Source organism: Chryseobacterium sp. GM_Chr_2 (assembly GCF_026540445.1).
Classification (GTDB): Bacteria; Bacteroidota; Bacteroidia; order Flavobacteriales; family Weeksellaceae; genus Chryseobacterium.
Window position 1 is genome coordinate 223615 of sequence record NZ_JALNUD010000002.1, and the last position, 21112, is coordinate 244726.

Genomic DNA, 21112 nt, shown 5'->3' on the forward strand with positions numbered 1-21112 from the left:
CGTTTTTCCTGCATCTTTAAATAAAAAGGAAATTATGAAAATCACCATACCCAAACCTTGTCACGAAAACTGGAACTCAATGACTACTGAAGAAAAAGGAAGGTTTTGTGCAGTTTGTTCAAAGACTGTCAAAGATTTTACGACAGCTTCTGACGAGGAAATTATCAATGCTTTTTCAAACTCTTCCGAGAAAAATATTTGTGGTTATTTTAATGAATCACAATTGAATATAGACTTGCAATATTCTTATATCAATTCACTTTTTGTAAAGTTTGCAGTGGGTTTTATGCTAACGACAGGAGGTTTTATGGCTGTGAATGCACAGGAAAATAAAATACAAGATACTTTGAAAGCTGAAAAATTAAACGAGGTAGTTTTGCCTGGGTTGAAAACTGTAAGACATACCATGGTTTTAGGAAAACCTGCGGCAATGACGGTTGATGAAAATAAGTTGCAGCAAGTAAAGAGTAATAGTCCGAAAAATAAATCAATAAGAATTGGAGGAGCTATCAGAACTTTAAAAGAAGAACAGCAACCTATTCTGATTTTAGATGGAAGAGTCACTAATTTTGAAGAATTAAGAAAAATAGATTCTCAATTAATAGAATCGGTTAATATTTTAAAGGATAAGAAAGCTAAAGATTTGTATGGAGAAGATGGAAAAAATGGAGTAATTTTGGTAACGACGAAAAAGAAGTAAAAAGTTTTAAAATAACAAAAGAAACTGTTTCATTTGAAACAGTTTCTTTTGTTATTCTTATGTTGTAGGAAGGACTCTTGGTTTACATGCACATAGACAATCTTCTACACCTGAAATTTCATCACATTGACCCACTGCCTCACAAACATAATATAAGCCAGGACCACAAACTGGTGTTGAACCTCCTCCCTTTACTTCTTTTAATTGATTTCTTGAAATCTTTTTTAAATTTTTCATAGTAATTGTTTAATTTGTTAAAATCAAATATAATAAAATTCTCCATATAAAGAATTATTTTTACTAATAATTTAAACTGATTTCTTTGACTAGATAATCTACTTCTTCACCGCAGCAATAGCCTTTTCATAATTAGGTTCGTGCGACATATCGGCAACCTGCTCTTCATAAACAATTTTCCCTGAAGGATCGATCACAACAACGGCTCTACTCAATAATCCTTTCATGGCAGAATCTGTAATTTCTACACCATAGGTTTTTCCAAAATCTGAACGGAAATCAGAAAGCATTTCAACATTTTTGATACCTTCAGCACCGCAAAATCTTTTTTGAGCAAAAGGTAAATCTTTGGAAATACAAAGCACCACGGTATTCGGAAGATTAGCCGCATCTTCATTGAAATGACGTACAGAAGCCGAACAAACCCCCGTATCTACACTCGGAAAGATATTCAAAATCAAATATTTCCCTTTGTAAGAATCAAGAGTCTGGTCTTTCATTGTCACATCGGTAAGCGTGAATTTAGGAGCAGCTTTGTTTACTGCCGGTAATTTAGCATAGGTGTGAACTGGCTTTCCTCCTGCTAATACGGTGTTTTGTGTTTTAGATTGCTGCGCCATTGTAAATACTGAAAACAGTAATAAGGCATTGAAAACGAATTTTAAAACCATGAATTTTATTTTTTTAGTATGTTTAGATTAGCAAATACTGTGAAAATTATTTCAAATAAATTTTAGATGAATGTAAGATTTTAAAGTTAAACATATGGTAAAAATATTCTTTTTATCACTTATGTTAAGTTTGTTTTAAATAGAGCAAATCTATTAAACAGCTATTTTTAAACTCAAATTTTCCATCTACCTTTATTCTATTCAAATTTTACACACTATTAAACATTAAAAATTTATGAATTCAGCAAACACATCTTCATTTCAAGAAATATTTAAATCAGAAAACGAAATTCCCGAAGAATATAAAGTTCCCGAAATTCATCAGAAAGTTTATCTCTTAAACGGAGAGCTTGTAGAATGGAACGGGGAGGTTCAGGAAATTTATTCGCCAGTCTGCATTCAGACTGAAAACGGACTGGAAAGAAAATTGTTGGGAACCATTCCGAATATTGGCCCTAAAGAAGCGATGGAAGTATTGGAAGCTTCCGTAAAAGCCTACGATAACGGATTAGGAGAGTGGCCTACAATGTCTGTAGAAGGCCGAATAAAATGTATGCAGAAATTTGTATACCTCATGATTCAGCAGCGTGATTTGGTGATCAGATTATTGATGTGGGAAATCGGCAAAACGTTGGCAGATTCAACAAAAGAATTCGACAGAACGGTAGATTATATCAATCAAACGATAGATGCATTGAAGGATCTTGACAGAGAATCTTCACGTTTCCAGCAAGCAGAAGGAACCATTGCTCAAATCAGAAGAGCGCCGCTTGGTGTCGTATTGAGTATGGGACCTTTCAATTATCCTCTAAACGAAATTTTCACCACATTGATTCCGGCTTTAATTATGGGAAATACAATTTTGTTTAAACTTCCTAAACATGGCGTTTTAGCGCATTATCCGTTGTTAAATGCTTTCAAAGAAGCTTTCCCGAAAGGAACGGTAAATACATTATACGGAAAAGGTTCAGAAATCATCACTCCAATTATGGAAAGCGGAAAAGTGAATGTTTTAGCGTTCATCGGTTCGAGTAAAGTGGCTAATGGATTGAAAAAACTGCATCCGAAGGTTAATCGTTTACGTGCTATTTTAAGTTTAGATGCTAAAAATGCTGCCATTGTTACCAAAAACGCCAATTTGGATGTTGCGGTAAGCGAATGTATTTTAGGAGCTCTTTCATTCAACGGGCAAAGATGTACTGCGCTGAAATTAATTTTCGTTCAGAAAGATGTTGCTGAAGAATTTACTAAGAAATTAACGGCGGCGGTTTCTGCTTTAAAACCAGGGTTGCCTTGGGAAAAAGATGTGAAAATTACACCGCTTCCGGAAGTGAATAAACCTCCATATTTGAAAGAATGTATTGATGATGCTTTGGCAAAAGGAGCAAAAGTTTTGAATGAAAATGGTGGATTTACAGAAGAGTCTTTTGTTTTTCCGGCAGTGGTTTATCCTGTAAATAATGAAATGAAATTGTATCATGAAGAACAATTTGGTCCGGTAATTCCTGTGGTTCCGTTTGATGATATTGAAGAACCGATCGATTATCAGGTGAATGCCGATCACGGAATGCAGGTGAGCATTTTCAGTGAAGATCCGTTGGAGGTTTCGAAATTAATTGATCCTTTTGTAAACTTGGTAAGCCGTGTGAACATTAATTGTCAGGCTCAGCGAGGTCCGGATGTTTTTCCTTTTACCGGAAGAAAAGATAGTGCAGAAGGTACGCTTTCTGTTTTTGATGCGCTTCGTTCATTCTCCATTCGCTCATTGGTTGCGGCTAAAATTACAGATTCAAACAAGGAATTATTGAATACGATTGTGAGAGATCATGATTCTAATTTCTTGAGCACGGATTATATTTTTTAAGAATTTTAGTTTGAGAGTTTTAGGGTAATAGAGTTTTAGAATGGGAGTGTTTTAGAGTTTTATTTTGAGTTAGAGTAAAACTTTAAATAACTTTTTACTTCAAATAAAATTATAAGCAAGCTTTATATAAAATTAAAATCCGCAATTGAAAGTATTGCGGATTTTTTGATTCTAAAGAATCGTTTTTATTGAAAGAAAAGTTATTGTTCTGTTAAAAACCTACTTAAAACGCTGTTTAAATCATCAGCATGAGTGACGTTAAGACCATGTGGGCCGCCGTCTATAATCACAAAATCATTGTTTGCAATTCCTTCAGCAGCCTGTTTTCCTGCGGTTTCTATCGGAACTATTTTGTCGGCATCTCCATGTACGATTAATGTTTTCACATTTATATTCGGGAGTTCCGGACGGAAATCTGTATTTGCCCAGCTTTCAGCACATTTTATGGTGGCAATTGGGTTGGCAAATGCAGCGATTGTCCAGTCATAGTCCAACTGTTTTTGGCTTACGGATTGTGAAAGTAATCCGTAATTATAAAAATCTTTATGAAATGATTCAAGAAAAGTGATTCTATCAGTTTTCAGATTTTGCATTATTTCGTTTAGATTTTCCTGCGGAACCCCATCAGGATTATCTTCTTTTTGTTTGACTAAAGGAATGATTGAAGAAATTAAAGCAATTTTATCTACATTTTCAGAACCGTAATTGGTGAGATAACGCACCACTTCGCCGCCACCCATGGAAAATCCGAAAAGAATAACGTTTTGTAATTCTAACTGTGAAATTAATTCGTGTAAATCGGCTGTCAATCCATCGTAATCGTATCCGTCTGTGGATGGTGAAGATTTCCCGAATCCTCTTCTGTCGTAGGAGATAACTCTGTATCCAAGATTAAGGAGAACAGGAATCTGCATTTCCCATGATTTTCCGCTCAATGGCCATCCGTGAATTAAAATAATGGGTTGTCCAGAACCGAAATCTTCGTAATATAATTGAAAATTTTTGTCGTTTTGTTTTGTAATGTAAGGCATATTTATATTTTTTGGTGTGATAGGTTATACACAAATTTTAAGCCATGAAAAATGAAAATTAGGTTAAAACTGATAATGTGGTATTTGTTTTTATTAATTGGTGATCAACTTTTGTTATTCAAAATTTTTGACTGTTGATTTTATGACTAATTTTAAAATGAAAGATAATCTTCCTAGCCCTGATTGCAGTGAAAATCCCGGAATGGAGCGGCGAAGCGAAGCGGAGCCGCGTAATGAGGAATTGTAACGGAAAGCAGGAAATAGCTTCAAATAAAAACGATTAATAAAGTTTTTTTTCTCTAACTGAAATATTTTCGTGAAATTTCTGTAACATATTTTTGAAAGACCAACTAACTCTTCAGAGTAAGCAGCCATGACCTTAGAACAAGAATTTTTAACTAAAATTGAAAAGCATAAAGGAATCGTTTTCAAGATTTCTAAGATGTATATGGATAATAAGGACGACCGGGATGATCTTTTTCAGGAGATTACGTTTCAGGTCTGGAAAGCGTATCCGAATTTCAAAGGTGAAAGTGAATTTTCTACATGGTTATACAGAATTGCGTTAAACACAGCCATTATTTTCCTGAAATCTGAGAAAAAGAGAAGTTTTATCGGGAATGAAGATTTCACTAATTATAAAATTGTTCAAGACGAATATGATCATGAAAAAGAAGAGAAACTGGGCAAAATGTATGATGCTATTCATGAATTAAATCCCATCGATAAGGCTTTTATATTTTATTATCTCGAAGATTTTTCGGGAAAAGAAATTGCGGAACAGATGGGAATCTCGGAAGGAAATGTCCGCGTAAAAATGAATCGCGCCAAGAATAAATTGAAAGATATCTTAAACTCAAAATAAAAAGTTTGGAATTTTTTTAATCTGAACTTCAATATTAACTTTTTAAATCAACAACAATGAATATAGATGAACTAAAAAATGCCTGGAATGAGGATGATTCTCTGGAAGAAACTCCCGAAATCAGCATTGAACAGAAAAATAAGATCAATCTGCCGCTTGAAAAAATACGTAAAAATATGCGGATGGAATTTTGGTCAACCGTTGGGATTTTTGTATTTGCTTTTGGTCTGATTGCTTTTTCTCCCGGACCTTTTAAGTTTAAATTTTACATCACTATTTTGGTTGCATCCATGGTTTTTGTGACGTTTTTCTTTTACAGTCAGTTTTTTAAGCTGTATAAAAATATGAGCGACACCATGATGAATACCTCTGAAAGTTTGCGGAATCTGTTACATCAGTTTGATCTGAATAAGCAATACTACCTATCGTTTTACCTTTCTTTTGTACCGTTTTTGGTATGCGAAATCATTATTGTACTTGAGTTTATTCCGCGACCACTTCCTTTGTCAGATATTAAAATTGCAAGTATTCTGATAGGGACGATGGTTGTTGTGATGCCGCTATTATTTTTAGTGGGAAAATATTGGTTTAAAGCTTTTTATGGAAAATATATCAAGCAAATTGAAAATCTTTTGTTGGAATTGAAAAAATAGGGTTTCGGCGGACTGAAAGTCCGCCGAAACTATTTAACAGTATTCTCTTTTGCAATTTCTTTTTTCACCCATTCAAGCTGCGGATCTTTCTTTTCAATAATATCTTCCATCGTTTCAGTCACTGTAATATCAGGAGTTACCCCTTTTTTAGTATGGGTAAATTCAATATTGGGCTGCACCAAAAGAAGCCCAATCGGTAAATCAATTTTAGAATTCGGAAGTTTCTGATAAGAGTAAAATCCCGCAACAGTTCCGTCATTGGCGCCGCCTGTTTCTTCGCCCACCAAAACAATTCGCTTGTCATTTTTTAATTTTGAAGTAATAATTGATGATGCGGAAAAACTGCCGCCATTGATCAAAACGAAAACCTTACCATTAAAAGCATTTTTATTAGGTTTTGTAGATTTATCTGCCTTCATTTTATAGTAAACTTTTCCGTCTTTTTTATAGGTGCTGAAAGCCTGACTGAAGAAAAAACTAGGATAAAAAATACTTTTTAAAGCATATTGAAACGGTTTACTTTTTCTAAAATAGTTTGTTTTTAAAGGGGTGATTTTGGAGGTAACCTGCGAGGGTTTAATTAAAACATAAGGTTCTGGAGCCAAATAGGAATACAAATTATTAATTTCCTCTAAAGAGCCTCCATAATTATTTCGAACATCGATGATGAGGTATTTTGCATCTGATTTTTTAATATTTTCAAAACTATTTTTATAAAATTTATCAGAATATTCCCTTGAAAAACTTTTCACTTTTATATAAGCAATCGAACTGTCTTTATCTAAAAATTTAAAATTTCTGTTATAAGAATTATCAAAAGCGACGTAATCGTTTACTTTTTTCTCCTGAGTTCTTTTTTCCTGTTCTTTATCTTTTGCCAGATCGGTTTTAGATTTTAATTCTCTTGTTAAAGTATACGTTTTTTTTTCACCTTTATAAAGGGTTTGAATGGTTGCTTTATCTTCAAAACCGTTTTCTGCAGTATAAAAATTAAAGAAAACATCTTTTAAAAAATAAGGCTGAAAAGTAGTATTAAATCCATCGCTGCTGATTAACGAATTATATTTTTTCATAAAATCAGCCACCGGAATAGTATTGATGGCTACTATTTCAGTTCCCGGTTTAATATTTTCTATAGAGTCTTTATTTTTAATAATATACAAATGTTCACCTTTTACATAATATTCAAAACGGCTGAACATAGGCTTTTTAGTTTCCAGAACTTTTATTTCCTTTTTGGTAAATTTTCTCCTCGGAATTCTCAACGAAAGATGTCCTTCACGAACTTGCGCAATTACAGGTTGTAATTTAAAATAAAACTGAATTGGCGTTAAAGGTTGATCAATAGTTTGTTTCAGACTATCAAATTTATAATCCAAGTCCTTTTTAGAAATATACCAATAAAGTTGCGGATGAAGTTCTTTTAATTTTGAATGGGCAAAATCTACATCATCTTTAAGTTTTTCGGGCGAAATTAAAGAAGTAGTCTGCTCGTTATGCTTCCTCACCGATATACAGGAGGCGAGCGATAATGCGAACAATATCAGGAGATAATAATTTTTCAAGTCTTGTTTTTTTTGAATCGCTAAGATAAAAAGTTTATCATTATAAGTTGAGTTTTAAGAAATAAAATCTTTTCAATTTTTATAAATTTAGTTAAAATTAAAGGCATTTTTATTTTAGTTCGTCATATACGATAATATCATACATTTGATGTTCAATTAAAGAAAATGATCTATTTAGTTATTGCAGTCGTAGCGATTGTCTTGTTATATTTTATCATCACCGGTCAGCAGGTTTTCGGTGCAGAAGCAAAAGGAAAAAGATTGGAAAGAATGCAAAAATCAGAGCATTATAAGAACAGCCAGTTTCAGAATTTAAGCCCTACACCGTCTATTGCAGAAGGATATAGCATGCCGAAAGTGATGTTTGATTTTATGGTGAAAAAGAAAGATCCGTTATTAAAACCTTTGCATAATATTCCTTCAATTCATACCGATTTGAAGAGCTTTCCAAAAGATCAGGATGTATTTATCTGGCTTGGGCATTCTTCATATTATATTCAGACAGATGGAGTTTCATTTTTAATTGATCCTGTGCTGAGTTTATATGGTTCTCCGTTTAAATTTTTCAACAAAGCTTTCTCAGGAGCTGATATTTTTAAGCCTGAAGATATTCCGAATATAGATTATCTGGTGATCACACACGATCATTATGACCATTTGGATTATCCCACAGTGAAAGCTATTAAAGATAGAGTAAAGAAAGTAATTTTACCATTGGGCGTTGGTGCTCATTTGGAAAGATGGGGCTATGAATATGAACAGTTAATTGAAGAAGAATGGTGTGGTGAGGCTATTTTAAAGAATAATCTGAAAATAACTTTTACTCCTGCAAGACATTTTTCCGGTCGAAAAGTGAAAAGAAATGTTACGCTTTGGACTTCCTATGTTTTGGAAACACCCACAAAAAAACTATTCCTTGGAGGCGATAGCGGCTACGACACACATTTTAAAATGATTGGTGAAAAATATGGGCCTTTCGACTATGTTTTTATCGAAAACGGCCAGTACAACGAAGCCTGGAAATACATTCACGGTCTTCCCGAGGATGTTATCCAGGCTTGTATAGATTTGAAATCAAAAAATGTTATTCCGGTTCACTCCTCCAAGTTTGCATTGGCTCTTCACGCATGGAATGAGCCACTGAAAAAGGTAACAAGCCTTGGAAAAGATAAAAATCTGAATATTTTAACCCCAATGATCGGTGAACCTGTTGATTTGAATAAATCAGACAATGTGTTCAGAATCTGGTGGGAAGATTAAACTATGCGTGCCAGATTTGTTTATATCTTGTCGGGTGATTTTCAAACTGTTGTCTCACAAAATCACACTCAGGATCTACTAATAAATCCTTCTCTTCAACATAGCGTACCAGCTCATCGAGAAGCATTTTTGCATATCCTTGCCCTTCATGTTCTTCCTCAAGTTTTGTGTAGTAAACGATGAGCAATTTACCATCAATTTCTATGGACATATAACCTGCCTTTTTATCATCTATTAATAGCTGCAATTCATCTTGATAAGGAGATATTTCAAATTTTACATTTTCCATACGATTGAGATTTGATTGGTTAAACTTTGATTATAAAAATCATTATCTCCTTTAAAATTACAAATTAAAATAATATAAAGCATTAGTTTTCAGGAATATTTAACGGAATTTATATTTGTTTTAAATTATTTTGAGGACAAAAGATATAATTAAAAATAATGACAAAGAATGTCAATTACTTACAAATTATTTAACAAATATTGGCAATAGGTACCACATCTTTGGCATTCTAATTGAAAATTCAACAGTAGTTTAATTTAAAATGAAGTGAAATGAAAAAGTTATTATTAACAGCAATGCTTGTCGGAACATTTGGTTTAACATATGCGCAATCAGATTATTATAACGATTATAGAAGGAGTATAACCGATGTCAATTGGCAAAGTGTAATTGCGGATTTATTACTGTCAAAAACTCAGGCTAATGAAATTTATTCTTTGAACGACAGATATAACGATTATAATTCATGGAATAGAGTCTATGTTAAAAATCCAGACCATTGGAGAGACGACCGATATGTGGAGCTTGAAAGAATCATGGGGCGTGAGAAATATTTAAAATTCAAAAATAAATATTACAAAGGTCAAAATCCGGTGGCAGTTTATAACCGAAACAAGAATAATGGCAAAAAATATAAACATAATAACAAGAAAGCTTATGTTTATAAAGAAAAGCATGGCAAAGGACATGACCATCATTAATTCAACTATCAACTATACATTCAATTTTCAAACGGCTGGTCATTCGATCGGTCGTTTTGCTTTTTATTTAATCTATCTGTCGCTTTAGCGAAGGAGAAATCTTGTATTCAAAATGCCTAAACCTTCCATCATCTATCTTCCAGCCTCTGAATAATTTTATCCACTTTAATTATTTTCATATTATTGTTTTGTTTGAATTTTATAACTTTGAACTATGGATTCCAGAGAAACAATAAAAGGTTTTTATGAGCGAAATGCTCACAATCAAAATTTGATATCCGTAACAACACCTGGAGTAGGGCATTTCAATGTGTTTTCACGGGATTATTGCTCATCAATTACGCCTTATAGCCGGAGAGATTATTATAAAATTTCATTAATTATTGGAAAAGGAAAGCTTCATTACGCAGACAAATGGATCTATGTTGATCGGCCTGCTTTGCTGTTTTCAAATCCTGTGATTCCGTATTCATGGGAAGCTGATAATGACGATCAGAAGGGGTTTTTCTGCCTTTTTACCGATCAGTTTTTGCATGATGGCGGCCGTCTGGGCATGCTTCAGGACTCGCCACTCTTCAAAATCGGAGGAACGCCGATCTTTTTTGTGAATGAATCTCAGCAGCAAATTATTTCAGATATTTTTATTAAAATGATGACTGAAATTCAGTCAGATTATCTGCATAAATACGACATGTTGCGTGCGTATCTTCATTTGTTGATTCATGAAACAATGAAAATGAACCCCGCAGAAAATTTTGAACCTTATCAAAACGCTTCTCAAAGAGTAGCTTCTTTATTTATGGAATTGCTTGAAAGGCAATTTCCTATCGACAGTCCGGATCGTTTTTTAAAGCTAAAAAGCCCTGTGGATTATGCGGAAAGTTTATCTATTCACGTTAATTCGCTTAATCGTTCTGTAAAAGAGATCACAGGAAGAACTACAAGTCAGCAGATTATTTCAAGGATTATTCAGGAAGCTCATGCCTTATTAAAACATACCGATTGGAATATTGCTGAAATTGCTTATGCATTAGGCTTCGAAGAACCGTCTTATTTCACCAATTATTTTAAAAAACAAACGGGAATGACACCAAATGCGGTTCGAGTAACGACTGTTTGATTTTTATAATTTTTTGTTTGAATTCTATATTATGATCCTTGCATTTCGGTTATAATTTTGTCCTATAAATTTTAAATCACAAGCTATCATGAAATTTAGAAAATTAGGAAATACAGGCGTGCAGTTATCTGCAATTGGATTAGGATGTATGGGAATGAGCTTTGCGTATGGCCCGACAGACGAGCAGGAAAGTATCATCACTTTGCATAAAGCGTTGGATTTGGGAGTAAACTTTCTTGACACCGCAGATATGTATGGAAACGGTGAAAATGAAAAACTGATCTCCAAAGTTTTGGTTCCGAATCGTGACAAAATTTTTATCGCAACCAAATTTGGGTTTAGATTTAAAGATGGAAAAGCCAGTCATAGCGGTGCTCCCGGCACTTATTTTGACGGTTCGCCGGAATGGATCAAAAAGGCAGTGAATTTAAGTCTTCAGAGACTACAAATTGATGAAATCGATTTGTATTATGCTCACAGAGTAGACCCGAATATTCCGGTTGAAGAAACAGTCGGTGCAATGGCAGATTTGGTGAAAGCCGGGAAAGTGAAATATTTAGGCTTATCAGAAGCTTCTCCTGAGTCTATTAGGAAAGCGAATAAAATTCATCCAATTACGGCTTTACAGTCAGAATATTCGTTATTAACGAAAGATATTGAAAGTGATATTTTGCCAACGATCAGAGAGTTGGGAATTACATTGGTTCCGTATTCTCCTTTGGCAAGAGGGCTTTTCTCAAATATCAATGATGTTCAGAATTTTGGTGACGAAGATTTCAGAAAGTCACTTCCTCGTTATCAGGAAGAATATTTGGAAAATAATAAAAATTTAGCCAGAGAACTTAATGATTTTGCTTCGTCAAAAGGAATAAAAGGAACTCAGTTGGCTTTAGCTTGGGTTTTGAATCAGGGTGAAGATATTATTCCGATTCCTGGGACGAAGCGTATCAAATATCTTGAAGAAAATATTGCTGCGGTAAATGTAGACCTTTCACAATCGGATTTAGAAACTATCGATACGATCTTAAAAAAATATCCGAATGTGGGTGAAAGATATAGCGAAGGTTCTATGAAATTAGTGAATAATTAAATCAAAAAAGATTCTAGAGATTACGGAATTATTTTCTTGAATATTTCGAAAATTATTAAAATTTTCTACAGCCTTTTTTTAACAATAAATCCTCTCAATAAAATGAGAGGATTTATCTTTTTTAATATCAGGAAGGCCTGAAAAGTTGTGTGCATTATAAAAGACGTGTGTATTTTATTCTTACTTTAAATTTCTCCAAAAATTAATTCTGGTGTATACAATTTCCTGAACATCAGGTAAGTAACTGAAAGAACTGTAAAGGCTACTATTGCATCAATTGTTGCCGGAAAACCCAATACTGCAATTTTTGAAAAGAAGGCGAAAATAATATCAAAGAACATTCCCGCGAAAACCCACTCTTTCAATCGTAGTAACCGGTTGGGAACTAATAAAACCAAAATTCCTGATAATTTAAATACACCTAAAATATAGATAAAATGCGGTGGATAGCCTAACTGTCGTGTGATATCCCAAACTACAGGGTTTTTTGTCAGTTCAAAGAAACTGCTTGCTCCAAACCAAAGTGACATAAAGATTGCGCCTGACCAAAAGATGATTTTTGTTGTTTTTGTTTTCATTTTTTTATTGTTTTAAATTGTTAATTATTTTTTATTTTGAATATTTTTGATTAAAATATTTTGACATAGATGTCGTAAATGTTTTTCACTAATTTCTATGAATGTTATAATTGTGTTTAGAAAGAAGATTTTGTAGAACCCAAGATTTCTCCGGTTTTTACATTTTGAATCATTCCGATAATTTCCCAATTAGCAGGATTGAAGTTTTCCGGCAGTTTAAAGCGCGTTGCTCCTTCTGAAGAATTTTTTAATGAAATTTGATTTTGTTGATGAACAATTTGCCAATGAATCAAATGACGACCTTCATTTTCTCCTCTCTGCACATTGGTGGAAGATTTTTTTTCAATTAGAGTGATTAGTAATTTGTTTGAAGAATTATTTTCATCTGTTTTAAAATTAACATTGATTTCTTTCTCAGAAACTTTAGCAGACAAATCAATTTTAGCATTGTTAGAATTTAAAAAGGCAGTTTGAATTGCATTTTCTACTGCATTTCGATCTGAACCTACAAACTCTTTTTTACCATTCACAATTAACTGAGGTGTATAAACTTGTGATCGTAAAATCTGTGCATATTGCTGCTGCCGTTTCGAGTTTTCGATATTGCTGAATTTATCTTTCCAACCCAAATTATTCCAGTAATCAACATGATAAGCGAGAATATAAACGGGCTGACCCTGATATTGTTTTTCAATGTCACCCATCAATTGATCGGCAGGTGGACAGCTTGAGCAACCTTCGGAAGTGAATAATTCCAACACAGCAAATCCGTCATTTTTGGTTGAAATATTTTGTGTTGCTGTTTCTTTTTTTTCCTCGTGAACGAAGGCAGATACGGTGAACAGCAATGCTACGAAAGCGGCGGTTCCTATTAGATTTTTAAGTATCATTTCTTTTAATTTGATTCAAAAGTAGATACCCTGAGGACACAAAAGAATACAAAAAAGGTTCAACCGGACAATTTGTGAGGTGAACCTGTATTTTATAAACTTTAATTTTTTAGATGGATAGTTGGAGTTGAAATTTTGACGTTAACGATCTTCCAGCCAAGTAAAGAAACTGTGAGATTTTTCTTTATTAATTAAAAGTTGTTCAGGAGTTTCAACGGTTAATTTAACCAAAATCTTTCGCTGAAAATAATGCTCCATTTCTTTAATTGCATTGAAATTTATGATGTATTGTCGGTTAACTCTGAAAAATTGTTTTTGAGAAACCTGCTCCGCAATTTGTCCTAATGTTTGGGTAAGTTGAAATTGCTGTTTATCAAAAGTCATTAGATGTGTAATCTCATTATGAATAAAGAAATACGCAATGTTTTCCGTCGGAATTGTGGTGTATTTTTGATTTTTAAACACTAAAAAACTAGATTTTGCCGTAGTTTGCGGTTGAGTGATTTTTTGTAAAAGAGCTTCAAGTTCCGGAAGTTCTGTTTTTTGAAAAAATTTCTTTAATTCTTCCACTTTTCGGAAAGCTTCGGCAATATCATCTCGTGAAAATGGTTTCAAAACATAATCGACCCCTTTACTTTTAAAGGCATCGAGCATATATTGATCGAAAGCGGTACAAAAAATAACCGGACAAGTAATTTCAACTTGCTTAAAAATTTCAAAGGAAAGTCCGTCTGATAAGTGGATATCCATGAAAATAAGATCGGGTTTATTTTCTTTAAGCGCTTCAATACTCATTTCAATACTGTCATGAACTCCCATGATTTTAGCTTCAGGTTTTAATTCTGAAATTAAATTCTGGAGAGATTTGGCAGCTCTAAATTCGTCTTCAATAATGATTATATTCATGGATAAATGGTAGTTTTATTTGAAAGATTTTTTCGTTTGAATTAATTTCAATTTCCTGTTCCAAGAGGTGTTTGTAGCGTAACTTTACATTATCAAGCCCGATTCCTAATGAATCTTCAACGGTCATTTTTTTCTGAATCGGATTTTCAATGACCAATCTGTTTTCAGAATTATAAATCTTAATATGTAAAGGTTTGCTTTGTGACACAATATTATGTTTAATACAGTTTTCAACTAATAATTGTAAGGTAAATGGAGGAATTAATGTTTTTAAAACATTGTCACTTAATTTTTTTGTAAGCGTAATTCCTTCACCAAAACGTGCTTTTTGTAGAAAAATGTACGAATCGATAATTTTCATTTCTTCCTGAACGGTAATTAAATCCAGTTTTCTGCTTTCTAATGTAAATCTATAAAAATCAGAAAGTTTCATAATGAAGTCAACAGTCTCAGAATCATTAGTTTCTGCCATTGATTTTAAGGTGTTTAAACTGTTAAAAAGAAAATGCGGATTGATTTGCTGTTTTAATAATTCGAACTGAGCACCGAGATTATCACTTTTTACTTTTTCCAGTTCAAGCTGAACTTGCTGACCTGCGTAATTATTTTGCAATAAAGTCAGAAACATATAACAAACAAGGTTGATCAAAATCCCGCGAACCTCGATCATTAACATAGTTGGACCAAAATTGATGTGTGATAAAATAATTTGTTGAATCCAAGCCAAACCAAACATAATGACCATCCCAAAAGCCAAAACGACCATCAATCTTGAATATGAAATATTTTGTCGTCTTTTTCCGGAATTTTGGTTCAGCATATAGATGTTGAGATACCACATAATCACTGAGAAAGCGGCTGTTATAGCTGAATTGACAACGGCTTCCTCCCAATTGAAAGCATGAGATGCCAATTGCGGAACCGAAGATAAAATCCCTAAAAATAGGGAACTTATCCAAATGACGGCTTGTGAAATTTTTATTTTTTGTTGCTGCATGACAACTGCGAATTTTAAAGGTGTTAAGGTAGGTAAAATGTGTTGAATTTAATTGTGAATTGTGAATTTTGCTTTGCAAGTCAATTGTCAATTTATTTCACATCATAAAAATCCGGAACCGATTTCTCAGCTCCAGATTAAATTAACTTTATAATTGTGAATTAATCAATATGAAAAAAATTCACAAACGAAGCAAATTGACGATTCACCATTCACTTTTACTAAGGTCTTACGACGGGTTTATAACTCATAATATATTTTATTCTTTCTTCTTTATTAGGTTGAATTTTTTCTTTTTCAGAAGAGTTTTTTACTGAATAAGAAATATTTCCGTTTTTATCTGTATTCATAGTTTCTACACTTAATAATTCTCCGGTAATTGTTCCTCCGATGTATTGAGGATTTTCATGATATTTCCAAGTGACTAATTTAAATTTAGAATTAGGTTTCAGTTGATTATTTTTATCAGTTAAAGATTCCAGGGCTTCTTGATTTCCATACAAAGCGGTCGATGTTTCTTTTGTTGTATTTAATGAAGTCGAAATAAATTTTAAATTTCCGGAATCAAAAACAACACGATGTAAGTCTTTATCAGGTTCATCAATTTTACAGGCAGTAAATATGGCACAAATTGATACGATGATTAGCAATATTTTTTTCATTATTTTTGTAGGTTTTTAATTAATCTTTCGGTATTTACTTTCATTGGGACATCAAACAGATATCCTGTTTTTTCGGCTAATTGTCGGTGACAAGCGATGCATGATTCTTTTGCAAATGATGCTGTTTTGCCAGTAGGATGAAGATCGTTTCCTGAAAATTTTGCAAATCCCCAACCTTCCGTATCTGTATATTTTTTAGAATCTTTAACCATAAATTGTGCATTTACAAATTCTCCGACTCTTACTTCTCCGTCCGCTAATTTTTCTTGTTTCCAAACAGATTTTACAATGATGCTTCCATCTGGCCACGGATGAAAATCTTCGGTTTCAATGGCTTTTACGGCAATATCATTTCCATAAATTACACGAACCGAATTATCAAAAAGAGTACTCATACTAATGACTCTCCAATTTTTATAATCGTCTGTATACTTTACGCCATTGGGAGAAACTGGAAATTTTGAAGACGTAGTATTTTCTTTAATATCGATATTTTGGTGAATATCCTTAATTTCTTTTTTTGCGGGAGAAACACTGGAAAGAGATAGTGTATATTTTTTAATCACTTCAATATCTTTTGCTGTAATTTTTGCAGATGGATGAAGTAATGTATATTCATGAAGCGGCATTTTCCCGCTTTGCATCATGTTGAGAATGGCGTACATATTTCCTTTATGCTCACCGGGAGAATTTGTATATTCTGAGAAATTGAGAACTTCTCTTGCTCTTTTCACATCTTTGTTCACTGCCCATGAAATCGGAGCAATCTTGTCGTACCAACTTAAATTTTGTTGATTAGAATGGCAATTAAAACAGGAATTTTCCAAAATAGAAATGACTTCTCGCGGAGCTTCAATTTGTTTTATCACTGTTTTTCCTTCCAAAGGCTTGTTGAAAAGTTGTAAAGCTCCAAAGATTCCCAAAACTGCCAGAAAGGCAATGGCAATGGGTTTTACGTTTCTTTTTTTCTTTATTGAGTCCATAATAATTGATTTTTTATGACCCAAAAGTAGGAGAGTGGAGGTGGTTTTGAAATCAGAAATTAGGTGAACCGGACAAATGAAAAGGTGAAAATGGAATTTTGAAGGATTAAGAAGAAAGGAAGCTGGATGCTGAAAGAGGGAAGTTTTTTCTGCGTATTTAGCTTCCAGCTCCCCTCATCCAGCTTCCATCCCAAAATTTACAGTTCTCTACAACACCATTCCGCCGTCGATAACGATTTCTGTTCCTGTGATGAAACTTGAAATGTTGTTGTCTGATAAATAGATTACAAGTTTTGCAACATCTTCCGCCGTTCCCATTTTTTTCAAAGGGATAAGGTCGATTAAATAATCATTCAAGCCATTTAAGGTTGCTTGGTCTAATCCTGCTTTAGTCATTACTTCTGTTTTTGTAGGTCCCGGACTTACCATATTTACACGAATTTTTCTCGAAGCTAATTCTGCGGCGGCTGTTTTTGCTATTGAGTTTAAAGCTGCTTTACTTGCCTGATAAACCGAACTGTTAGGTTTGTAAGTGGATGCGACAATTGAAGATAACATCACAACTGAAGCCCCATCATTCAATAATGGGATGAATTTACTTAAAGTGAAATAAGCTCCTCTGAAATTAATATTCATCACACTGTCAAAATTTTCGACCGGCATATTTTCAATTGGAATTAAACCTCCTGTAATTCCTGCGTTGATAAATAAAATATCAACTTTTCCATATTTGTTTTCAGCTTCTGTTTTTAATAAATCAATATCATCAAGATTTGCCTGATCTGCAACAAACGGTATCGCTCCCAATTCGTCTGCCGCTTTTTCAACCGCTTCTTTTCGTCTTCCGGTGATGATTACTTTTGCACCTTCTTCGATTAATTCTTTTGCGGTTGCATATCCAATTCCGCTATTTCCGCCTGTTACAATGGCTAATTTGTTGTTAAACTTTTTCATTTCTTTAAAATTTTTGACAAAGTTATTTCAAATTGATATACTTTTGTAATCAGTATCACAGAGTATATCAGTATCATCAATTATATCATTTAACTTTACAGACATGGAAAGAGATCAAACCGAAGAGCTTAGAGCATTACAAGACACGCTTTATTTTATTGGAGGAAAATGGAGAATTCCTGTTATTAATTCACTTTGCAACGGCAACAGACGTTTCCGTGAAATCGAAAGAAGTATCCCCGGAATTACAACAAGAATGCTTTCAAAAGAGTTGAAAGACATGGAATTAAATAAATTAGTTAAACGCAATGTTTATCCCGAAACTCCTGTTTTAATCGAATATGAACCGACAGGATATTGCAGAACGTTTGGAAATATTATCAGTGAAATGATCAGTTGGGGTAGGGAACATCGAAGAGTGATTGTAGAGGATGGTTTTAAACACTAATGGCGCGAATGTTTTAACGAGTATCATAAATTTGATTGTTTATTTTTTTAACCATTAAGAATATTTAAGTTGTTAAGGTTAATTAAGAAAAAATCAAATTGATTTTAATTAAACATCACGCTAAAAGCAAAGCTCATCTTAATATTCTAAATTTCTTAATTAAAATCTTAATGGTTTAAAATAAAGATTCCATAATAAAATAAACTTTATAACATTATTAAATTTAAATAGTGAAATATTCGTGAAAAATACTTGTGTCATTAGTGTTTAAGAAAGTTTTGAGCAAAAAAAGCCCCTTAAAAAAGGAGCTTTTCATTTATATCAAGATCGAAAATTAAATTCCGTCGATGATTTCATTTAAAACCGTGCTTGGTCTCATGGCTGCATACGTTTTATACGTGTCAGTTTTGTAGTAACCGTCAATATGTTGTGGTTTTCCTTGAGCACCGATTAATTCAGCATTGATCACTTCTTCGTTTTCTTTCATTGCAGCAGCAACCGGAGCAAATTGAGCCGCTAATTCAGCATCAGCAGTTTGATTTGCCAACGCTTCAGCCCAATACATTGCCAAATAGAAGTGAGAACCTCTGTTATCAATTTGTCCGACTTTTCTAGCAGGAGATTTATCGGTAGCTAAGAATTTAGCATTTGCTTCATCCAATGCATCCGCTAAAACCTGAGATTTTGTATTCCCTTGAGTTTGTGCTAAGTGTTCTAAAGAAGCCTGAAGTGCCAAGAATTCACCTAGAGAATCCCATCTTAAATAACCTTCTTCGATGAACTGCTCAACGTGTTTTGGAGCAGAACCTCCAGCTCCTGTTTCGAATAAACCACCACCATTCATCAATGGAACGATAGAAAGCATTTTAGCAGAAGTTCCAAGCTCAAGAATCGGGAAAAGGTCAGTAAGATAATCTCTCAATACGTTTCCTGAAACAGAAATGGTATCTTTTCCTTCTCTAGCTCTTTGAAGCGTTTCTGTCATTGCATCTTTTACGTCAAGAATTTTAATATCAAGACCGTTGGTATCGTGATCAGCTAAGTATTTTTCAACTTTTTTGATCATTTCTCTGTCGTGCGCTCTTCCTTTATCCAACCAGAAAATCGCAGGCGTATCAGATAATCTTGCTCTGTTTACTGCTAATTTTACCCAGTCCTGGATTGGTGCATCTTTAGTTTGACACATTCTGAAAATGTCACCTTTTTCTACTTTTTGAGAAAGAAGAACGTTTCCGTTTTCGTCCTGAACTTCAACTGTTCCTTCTGCAGAAGCCTGGAAAGTTTTATCGTGAGAACCGTATTCTTCAGCTTTTTGAGCCATCAAACCAACGTTCGGAACAGAACCCATTGTTGTAGGATCTAATTTTCCGTGCGCTTTCATATCATCAATTACTGACTGGTAGAAACCTGCATAAGAACGGTCTGGAATGATACAAACTGTATCTTCTTCGTTTCCGTCTTTGTTCCACATTTTTCCTCCGCCTCTTACCAAAGCAGCCATAGAAGCATCAACAATGATATCAGAAGGAACGTGGAAATTAGTAATTCCTTTATCAGAATTTACCATTGCCACTCTTGGTCCGTTTGCCAAAGCAGTTTCAATATCAGCCTTGATTTCAGCTTCCTGAGCATTTCCTTTGATTTTATCGAAAAGATCTGCAAGACCGTTGTTTGGATTAATATCTAAAGACTTGAACGTTTCAGCATATTTAGTGAAAACTTCTTTGAAGAAAGTTTCTACGATCGCTCCGAAAATAATTGGATCAGAGATTTTCATCATCGTAGCCTTAAGGTGAGCAGAAAGAAGTACGTTTCTGTTTTTAGCCTCATCAATTGCCTGCTGAACGAAAGCTTTCAATGAGTTTAAGTTCATTACAGAAGAATCAATAACTTCTCCAGCCTGAAGAGCCGCGAAATCTTTTAATTGAGTTTCAGAACCGTCATTTCCTTTGAAAACGATTTTGAATTTTGTAGCGTTTTCTACCGTTGTTGAAGTTTCAGTTCCGTAGAAATCTCCGCTTTCCATGTGAGCAACGTCAGTTTTGCTGTCTGAAGCCCAGTTACCCATTCTGTGAGGGTTTGCTTTTGCATAGTTTTTTACTGCTTTTGGAGCACGTCTGTCAGAATTTCCTTCTCTTAACACAGGGTTTACAGCGCTTCCTAAAACTTTAGCATATTTAGCTTTAATCGCTTTTTCTTCGTCATTTTTAGGTTCTGCAGGATAATTTGGAACTGCAAATCCTTTTCCTTGTAATTCAGCAATAGCAGCATCTAATTGAGGTGCAGAAGCTGAAATATTTGGTAATTTAATAATGTTTGCATCTGGTTGAGTTGCCAATTGACCCAATTCCGCCAATGCATCACCAATTTTTTGGTCATCTTTCAAAAATTCAGGGAAGTTTGCTAAAATTCTTCCTGCCAAAGAAATATCCGGAACTGCAATCTCGATATTTGCTGATTTTGTAAAAGCTTTTACAATCGGTAAAAACGAGTGTGTTGCCAACATTGGAGCCTCATCCGTAAGTGTGTAATAGATTTTTGATTTGTCTGACATTATAGTGTAATTTATTATTTGATTTTTTAAGACTCACAAATTTAGTGATTATGATTCTTTTTTCAACTTATTTTGCATAAAAAAAGAGGCTGCT

The 21112-nt window shown here is 33.8% G+C and carries 22 protein-coding genes; 9 read left to right on the forward strand and 13 right to left on the reverse strand.

Annotated elements, in window-relative coordinates; translation table 11 throughout:
* Nucleotides 1–34: 34 nt before the first annotated feature.
* A complete protein-coding gene (locus OXQ85_RS04360) occupies nucleotides 35–700 on the forward strand; it encodes a hypothetical protein (RefSeq protein ID WP_267402587.1) in 666 nt (221 codons plus the stop codon).
* A 57-nt stretch (nucleotides 701–757) separates the two neighbouring features.
* Here OXQ85_RS04360 and OXQ85_RS04365 read toward each other — a convergent pair whose 3' ends face one another.
* Nucleotides 758–937 carry a hypothetical protein gene (locus OXQ85_RS04365; protein ID WP_267402588.1) on the reverse strand — a complete coding sequence of 60 codons (180 nt, stop codon included), beginning with the start codon at nucleotides 935–937 and terminating at the stop codon, nucleotides 758–760.
* A 98-nt stretch (nucleotides 938–1035) separates the two neighbouring features.
* Nucleotides 1036–1608, reverse strand: coding sequence for a thiol peroxidase (tpx, locus tag OXQ85_RS04370; protein WP_267402589.1), 573 nt, complete (start codon nucleotides 1606–1608; stop codon nucleotides 1036–1038).
* A 235-nt stretch (nucleotides 1609–1843) separates the two neighbouring features.
* Here tpx and OXQ85_RS04375 point away from each other — a divergent pair, with 235 nt between their 5' ends.
* Nucleotides 1844–3472 (forward strand): NADP-dependent glyceraldehyde-3-phosphate dehydrogenase, encoded by a 1629-nt coding sequence (locus tag OXQ85_RS04375; RefSeq protein ID WP_267402590.1) that lies wholly within the window; start codon nucleotides 1844–1846, stop codon nucleotides 3470–3472.
* A 200-nt stretch (nucleotides 3473–3672) separates the two neighbouring features.
* On the opposite strand, the gene OXQ85_RS04380 is transcribed toward OXQ85_RS04375, so the two are convergent.
* Nucleotides 3673–4503 carry an alpha/beta hydrolase gene (locus OXQ85_RS04380; protein ID WP_267402591.1) on the reverse strand — a complete coding sequence of 277 codons (831 nt, stop codon included), beginning with the start codon at nucleotides 4501–4503 and terminating at the stop codon, nucleotides 3673–3675.
* A 373-nt stretch (nucleotides 4504–4876) separates the two neighbouring features.
* Here OXQ85_RS04380 and OXQ85_RS04385 point away from each other — a divergent pair, with 373 nt between their 5' ends.
* Both OXQ85_RS04385 and OXQ85_RS04390 read left to right on the forward strand, forming a co-directional pair.
* Entirely contained in the window at nucleotides 4877–5368 is a 492-nt protein-coding gene (locus OXQ85_RS04385) for an RNA polymerase sigma factor (protein ID WP_267402592.1), read from the forward strand.
* 56 nt (nucleotides 5369–5424) lie between these two features.
* The gene (locus tag OXQ85_RS04390; RefSeq protein ID WP_267402593.1) at nucleotides 5425–6021 is read left to right on the forward strand and encodes a hypothetical protein; all 597 of its coding nucleotides are present in this window, start codon (nucleotides 5425–5427) and stop codon (nucleotides 6019–6021) included.
* A 29-nt stretch (nucleotides 6022–6050) separates the two neighbouring features.
* On the opposite strand, the gene OXQ85_RS04395 is transcribed toward OXQ85_RS04390, so the two are convergent.
* Complete coding sequence (locus OXQ85_RS04395) at nucleotides 6051–7529, reverse strand: S41 family peptidase (protein WP_267402594.1); 1479 nt, start codon at nucleotides 7527–7529, stop codon at nucleotides 6051–6053.
* Between the two features lie 222 nt (nucleotides 7530–7751).
* Here OXQ85_RS04395 and OXQ85_RS04400 point away from each other — a divergent pair, with 222 nt between their 5' ends.
* Nucleotides 7752–8846, forward strand: a complete 1095-nt coding sequence (locus OXQ85_RS04400) for an MBL fold metallo-hydrolase (protein WP_267402595.1) — start codon at nucleotides 7752–7754, stop codon at nucleotides 8844–8846.
* Nucleotide 8847: 1 nt separating this feature from the next.
* Here OXQ85_RS04400 and OXQ85_RS04405 read toward each other — a convergent pair whose 3' ends face one another.
* Complete coding sequence (locus OXQ85_RS04405) at nucleotides 8848–9135, reverse strand: GNAT family N-acetyltransferase (protein WP_267402596.1); 288 nt, start codon at nucleotides 9133–9135, stop codon at nucleotides 8848–8850.
* 272 nt (nucleotides 9136–9407) lie between these two features.
* On the opposite strand from OXQ85_RS04405, the gene OXQ85_RS04410 reads away from it, so the two are divergent.
* From OXQ85_RS04410 to OXQ85_RS04420, 3 genes are all read left to right on the forward strand, one after another.
* Complete coding sequence (locus OXQ85_RS04410; protein ID WP_267402597.1) at nucleotides 9408–9836, forward strand: hypothetical protein; 429 nt, start codon at nucleotides 9408–9410, stop codon at nucleotides 9834–9836.
* Between the two features lie 214 nt (nucleotides 9837–10050).
* On the forward strand, nucleotides 10051–10956 hold the full coding sequence (locus tag OXQ85_RS04415) for a helix-turn-helix transcriptional regulator (RefSeq protein ID WP_267402598.1): 906 nt from the start codon (nucleotides 10051–10053) through the stop codon (nucleotides 10954–10956).
* A gap of 88 nt (nucleotides 10957–11044) precedes the next feature.
* Nucleotides 11045–12046, forward strand: coding sequence for an aldo/keto reductase (locus OXQ85_RS04420; RefSeq protein ID WP_267402599.1), 1002 nt, complete (start codon nucleotides 11045–11047; stop codon nucleotides 12044–12046).
* Nucleotides 12047–12231: 185 nt separating this feature from the next.
* Here the strand turns inward: OXQ85_RS04420 and OXQ85_RS04425 are convergent, their stop codons facing one another.
* From OXQ85_RS04425 to OXQ85_RS04455, 7 genes are all read right to left on the reverse strand, one after another.
* A complete protein-coding gene (locus OXQ85_RS04425; RefSeq protein ID WP_267402600.1) occupies nucleotides 12232–12624 on the reverse strand; it encodes a DoxX family protein in 393 nt (130 codons plus the stop codon).
* A gap of 116 nt (nucleotides 12625–12740) precedes the next feature.
* Complete coding sequence (locus tag OXQ85_RS04430; RefSeq protein ID WP_267402601.1) at nucleotides 12741–13514, reverse strand: DUF1223 domain-containing protein; 774 nt, start codon at nucleotides 13512–13514, stop codon at nucleotides 12741–12743.
* Nucleotides 13515–13655: 141 nt separating this feature from the next.
* Complete coding sequence (locus tag OXQ85_RS04435) at nucleotides 13656–14420, reverse strand: LytTR family DNA-binding domain-containing protein (RefSeq protein ID WP_267402602.1); 765 nt, start codon at nucleotides 14418–14420, stop codon at nucleotides 13656–13658.
* Entirely contained in the window at nucleotides 14401–15417 is a 1017-nt protein-coding gene (locus tag OXQ85_RS04440) for a sensor histidine kinase (protein ID WP_267402603.1), read from the reverse strand. Before OXQ85_RS04440 ends, OXQ85_RS04435 begins: the two co-directional genes overlap by 20 nt.
* Before the next feature lie 221 nt (nucleotides 15418–15638).
* The gene (locus OXQ85_RS04445; protein WP_267402604.1) at nucleotides 15639–16079 is read right to left on the reverse strand and encodes a hypothetical protein; all 441 of its coding nucleotides are present in this window, start codon (nucleotides 16077–16079) and stop codon (nucleotides 15639–15641) included.
* Nucleotides 16079–17062, reverse strand: a complete 984-nt coding sequence (locus OXQ85_RS04450) for a heme-binding domain-containing protein (protein ID WP_267402605.1) — start codon at nucleotides 17060–17062, stop codon at nucleotides 16079–16081. Before OXQ85_RS04450 ends, OXQ85_RS04445 begins: the two co-directional genes overlap by 1 nt.
* Nucleotides 17063–17269: 207 nt before the next feature.
* A complete protein-coding gene (locus OXQ85_RS04455; protein WP_267402606.1) occupies nucleotides 17270–18016 on the reverse strand; it encodes an SDR family oxidoreductase in 747 nt (248 codons plus the stop codon).
* A 103-nt stretch (nucleotides 18017–18119) separates the two neighbouring features.
* On the opposite strand from OXQ85_RS04455, the gene OXQ85_RS04460 reads away from it, so the two are divergent.
* Complete coding sequence (locus OXQ85_RS04460) at nucleotides 18120–18464, forward strand: helix-turn-helix domain-containing protein (RefSeq protein ID WP_267402607.1); 345 nt, start codon at nucleotides 18120–18122, stop codon at nucleotides 18462–18464.
* Between the two features lie 334 nt (nucleotides 18465–18798).
* Here the strand turns inward: OXQ85_RS04460 and OXQ85_RS04465 are convergent, their stop codons facing one another.
* Nucleotides 18799–21018, reverse strand: a complete 2220-nt coding sequence (locus OXQ85_RS04465) for an NADP-dependent isocitrate dehydrogenase (RefSeq protein ID WP_267402608.1) — start codon at nucleotides 21016–21018, stop codon at nucleotides 18799–18801.
* Nucleotides 21019–21112 lie beyond the last annotated feature (94 nt).

What these genes read in the sequence shown, in the direction of transcription:
- OXQ85_RS04385 (WP_267402592.1), top strand. Translation starts at nt 4,877, where the DNA reads ATGACCTTAGAACAAGAATTTTTAACTAAAATTGAAAAGCATAAAGGA.
- OXQ85_RS04430 (WP_267402601.1), bottom strand. Translation starts at nt 13,514, where the DNA reads ATGATACTTAAAAATCTAATAGGAACCGCCGCTTTCGTAGCATTGCTG.
- OXQ85_RS04390 (WP_267402593.1), top strand. Translation starts at nt 5,425, where the DNA reads ATGAATATAGATGAACTAAAAAATGCCTGGAATGAGGATGATTCTCTG.
- OXQ85_RS04405 (WP_267402596.1), bottom strand. Translation starts at nt 9,135, where the DNA reads ATGGAAAATGTAAAATTTGAAATATCTCCTTATCAAGATGAATTGCAG.
- OXQ85_RS04380 (WP_267402591.1), bottom strand. Translation starts at nt 4,503, where the DNA reads ATGCCTTACATTACAAAACAAAACGACAAAAATTTTCAATTATATTAC.
- OXQ85_RS04415 (WP_267402598.1), top strand. Translation starts at nt 10,051, where the DNA reads ATGGATTCCAGAGAAACAATAAAAGGTTTTTATGAGCGAAATGCTCAC.
- OXQ85_RS04465 (WP_267402608.1), bottom strand. Translation starts at nt 21,018, where the DNA reads ATGTCAGACAAATCAAAAATCTATTACACACTTACGGATGAGGCTCCA.
- OXQ85_RS04455 (WP_267402606.1), bottom strand. Translation starts at nt 18,016, where the DNA reads ATGAAAAAGTTTAACAACAAATTAGCCATTGTAACAGGCGGAAATAGC.
- OXQ85_RS04460 (WP_267402607.1), top strand. Translation starts at nt 18,120, where the DNA reads ATGGAAAGAGATCAAACCGAAGAGCTTAGAGCATTACAAGACACGCTT.
- OXQ85_RS04445 (WP_267402604.1), bottom strand. Translation starts at nt 16,079, where the DNA reads ATGAAAAAAATATTGCTAATCATCGTATCAATTTGTGCCATATTTACT.
- OXQ85_RS04420 (WP_267402599.1), top strand. Translation starts at nt 11,045, where the DNA reads ATGAAATTTAGAAAATTAGGAAATACAGGCGTGCAGTTATCTGCAATT.
- OXQ85_RS04435 (WP_267402602.1), bottom strand. Translation starts at nt 14,420, where the DNA reads ATGAATATAATCATTATTGAAGACGAATTTAGAGCTGCCAAATCTCTC.
- OXQ85_RS04365 (WP_267402588.1), bottom strand. Translation starts at nt 937, where the DNA reads ATGAAAAATTTAAAAAAGATTTCAAGAAATCAATTAAAAGAAGTAAAG.
- OXQ85_RS04410 (WP_267402597.1), top strand. Translation starts at nt 9,408, where the DNA reads ATGAAAAAGTTATTATTAACAGCAATGCTTGTCGGAACATTTGGTTTA.
- OXQ85_RS04450 (WP_267402605.1), bottom strand. Translation starts at nt 17,062, where the DNA reads ATGGACTCAATAAAGAAAAAAAGAAACGTAAAACCCATTGCCATTGCC.
- OXQ85_RS04360 (WP_267402587.1), top strand. Translation starts at nt 35, where the DNA reads ATGAAAATCACCATACCCAAACCTTGTCACGAAAACTGGAACTCAATG.
- OXQ85_RS04375 (WP_267402590.1), top strand. Translation starts at nt 1,844, where the DNA reads ATGAATTCAGCAAACACATCTTCATTTCAAGAAATATTTAAATCAGAA.
- tpx (WP_267402589.1), bottom strand. Translation starts at nt 1,608, where the DNA reads ATGGTTTTAAAATTCGTTTTCAATGCCTTATTACTGTTTTCAGTATTT.
- OXQ85_RS04440 (WP_267402603.1), bottom strand. Translation starts at nt 15,417, where the DNA reads ATGCAGCAACAAAAAATAAAAATTTCACAAGCCGTCATTTGGATAAGT.
- OXQ85_RS04425 (WP_267402600.1), bottom strand. Translation starts at nt 12,624, where the DNA reads ATGAAAACAAAAACAACAAAAATCATCTTTTGGTCAGGCGCAATCTTT.
- OXQ85_RS04400 (WP_267402595.1), top strand. Translation starts at nt 7,752, where the DNA reads ATGATCTATTTAGTTATTGCAGTCGTAGCGATTGTCTTGTTATATTTT.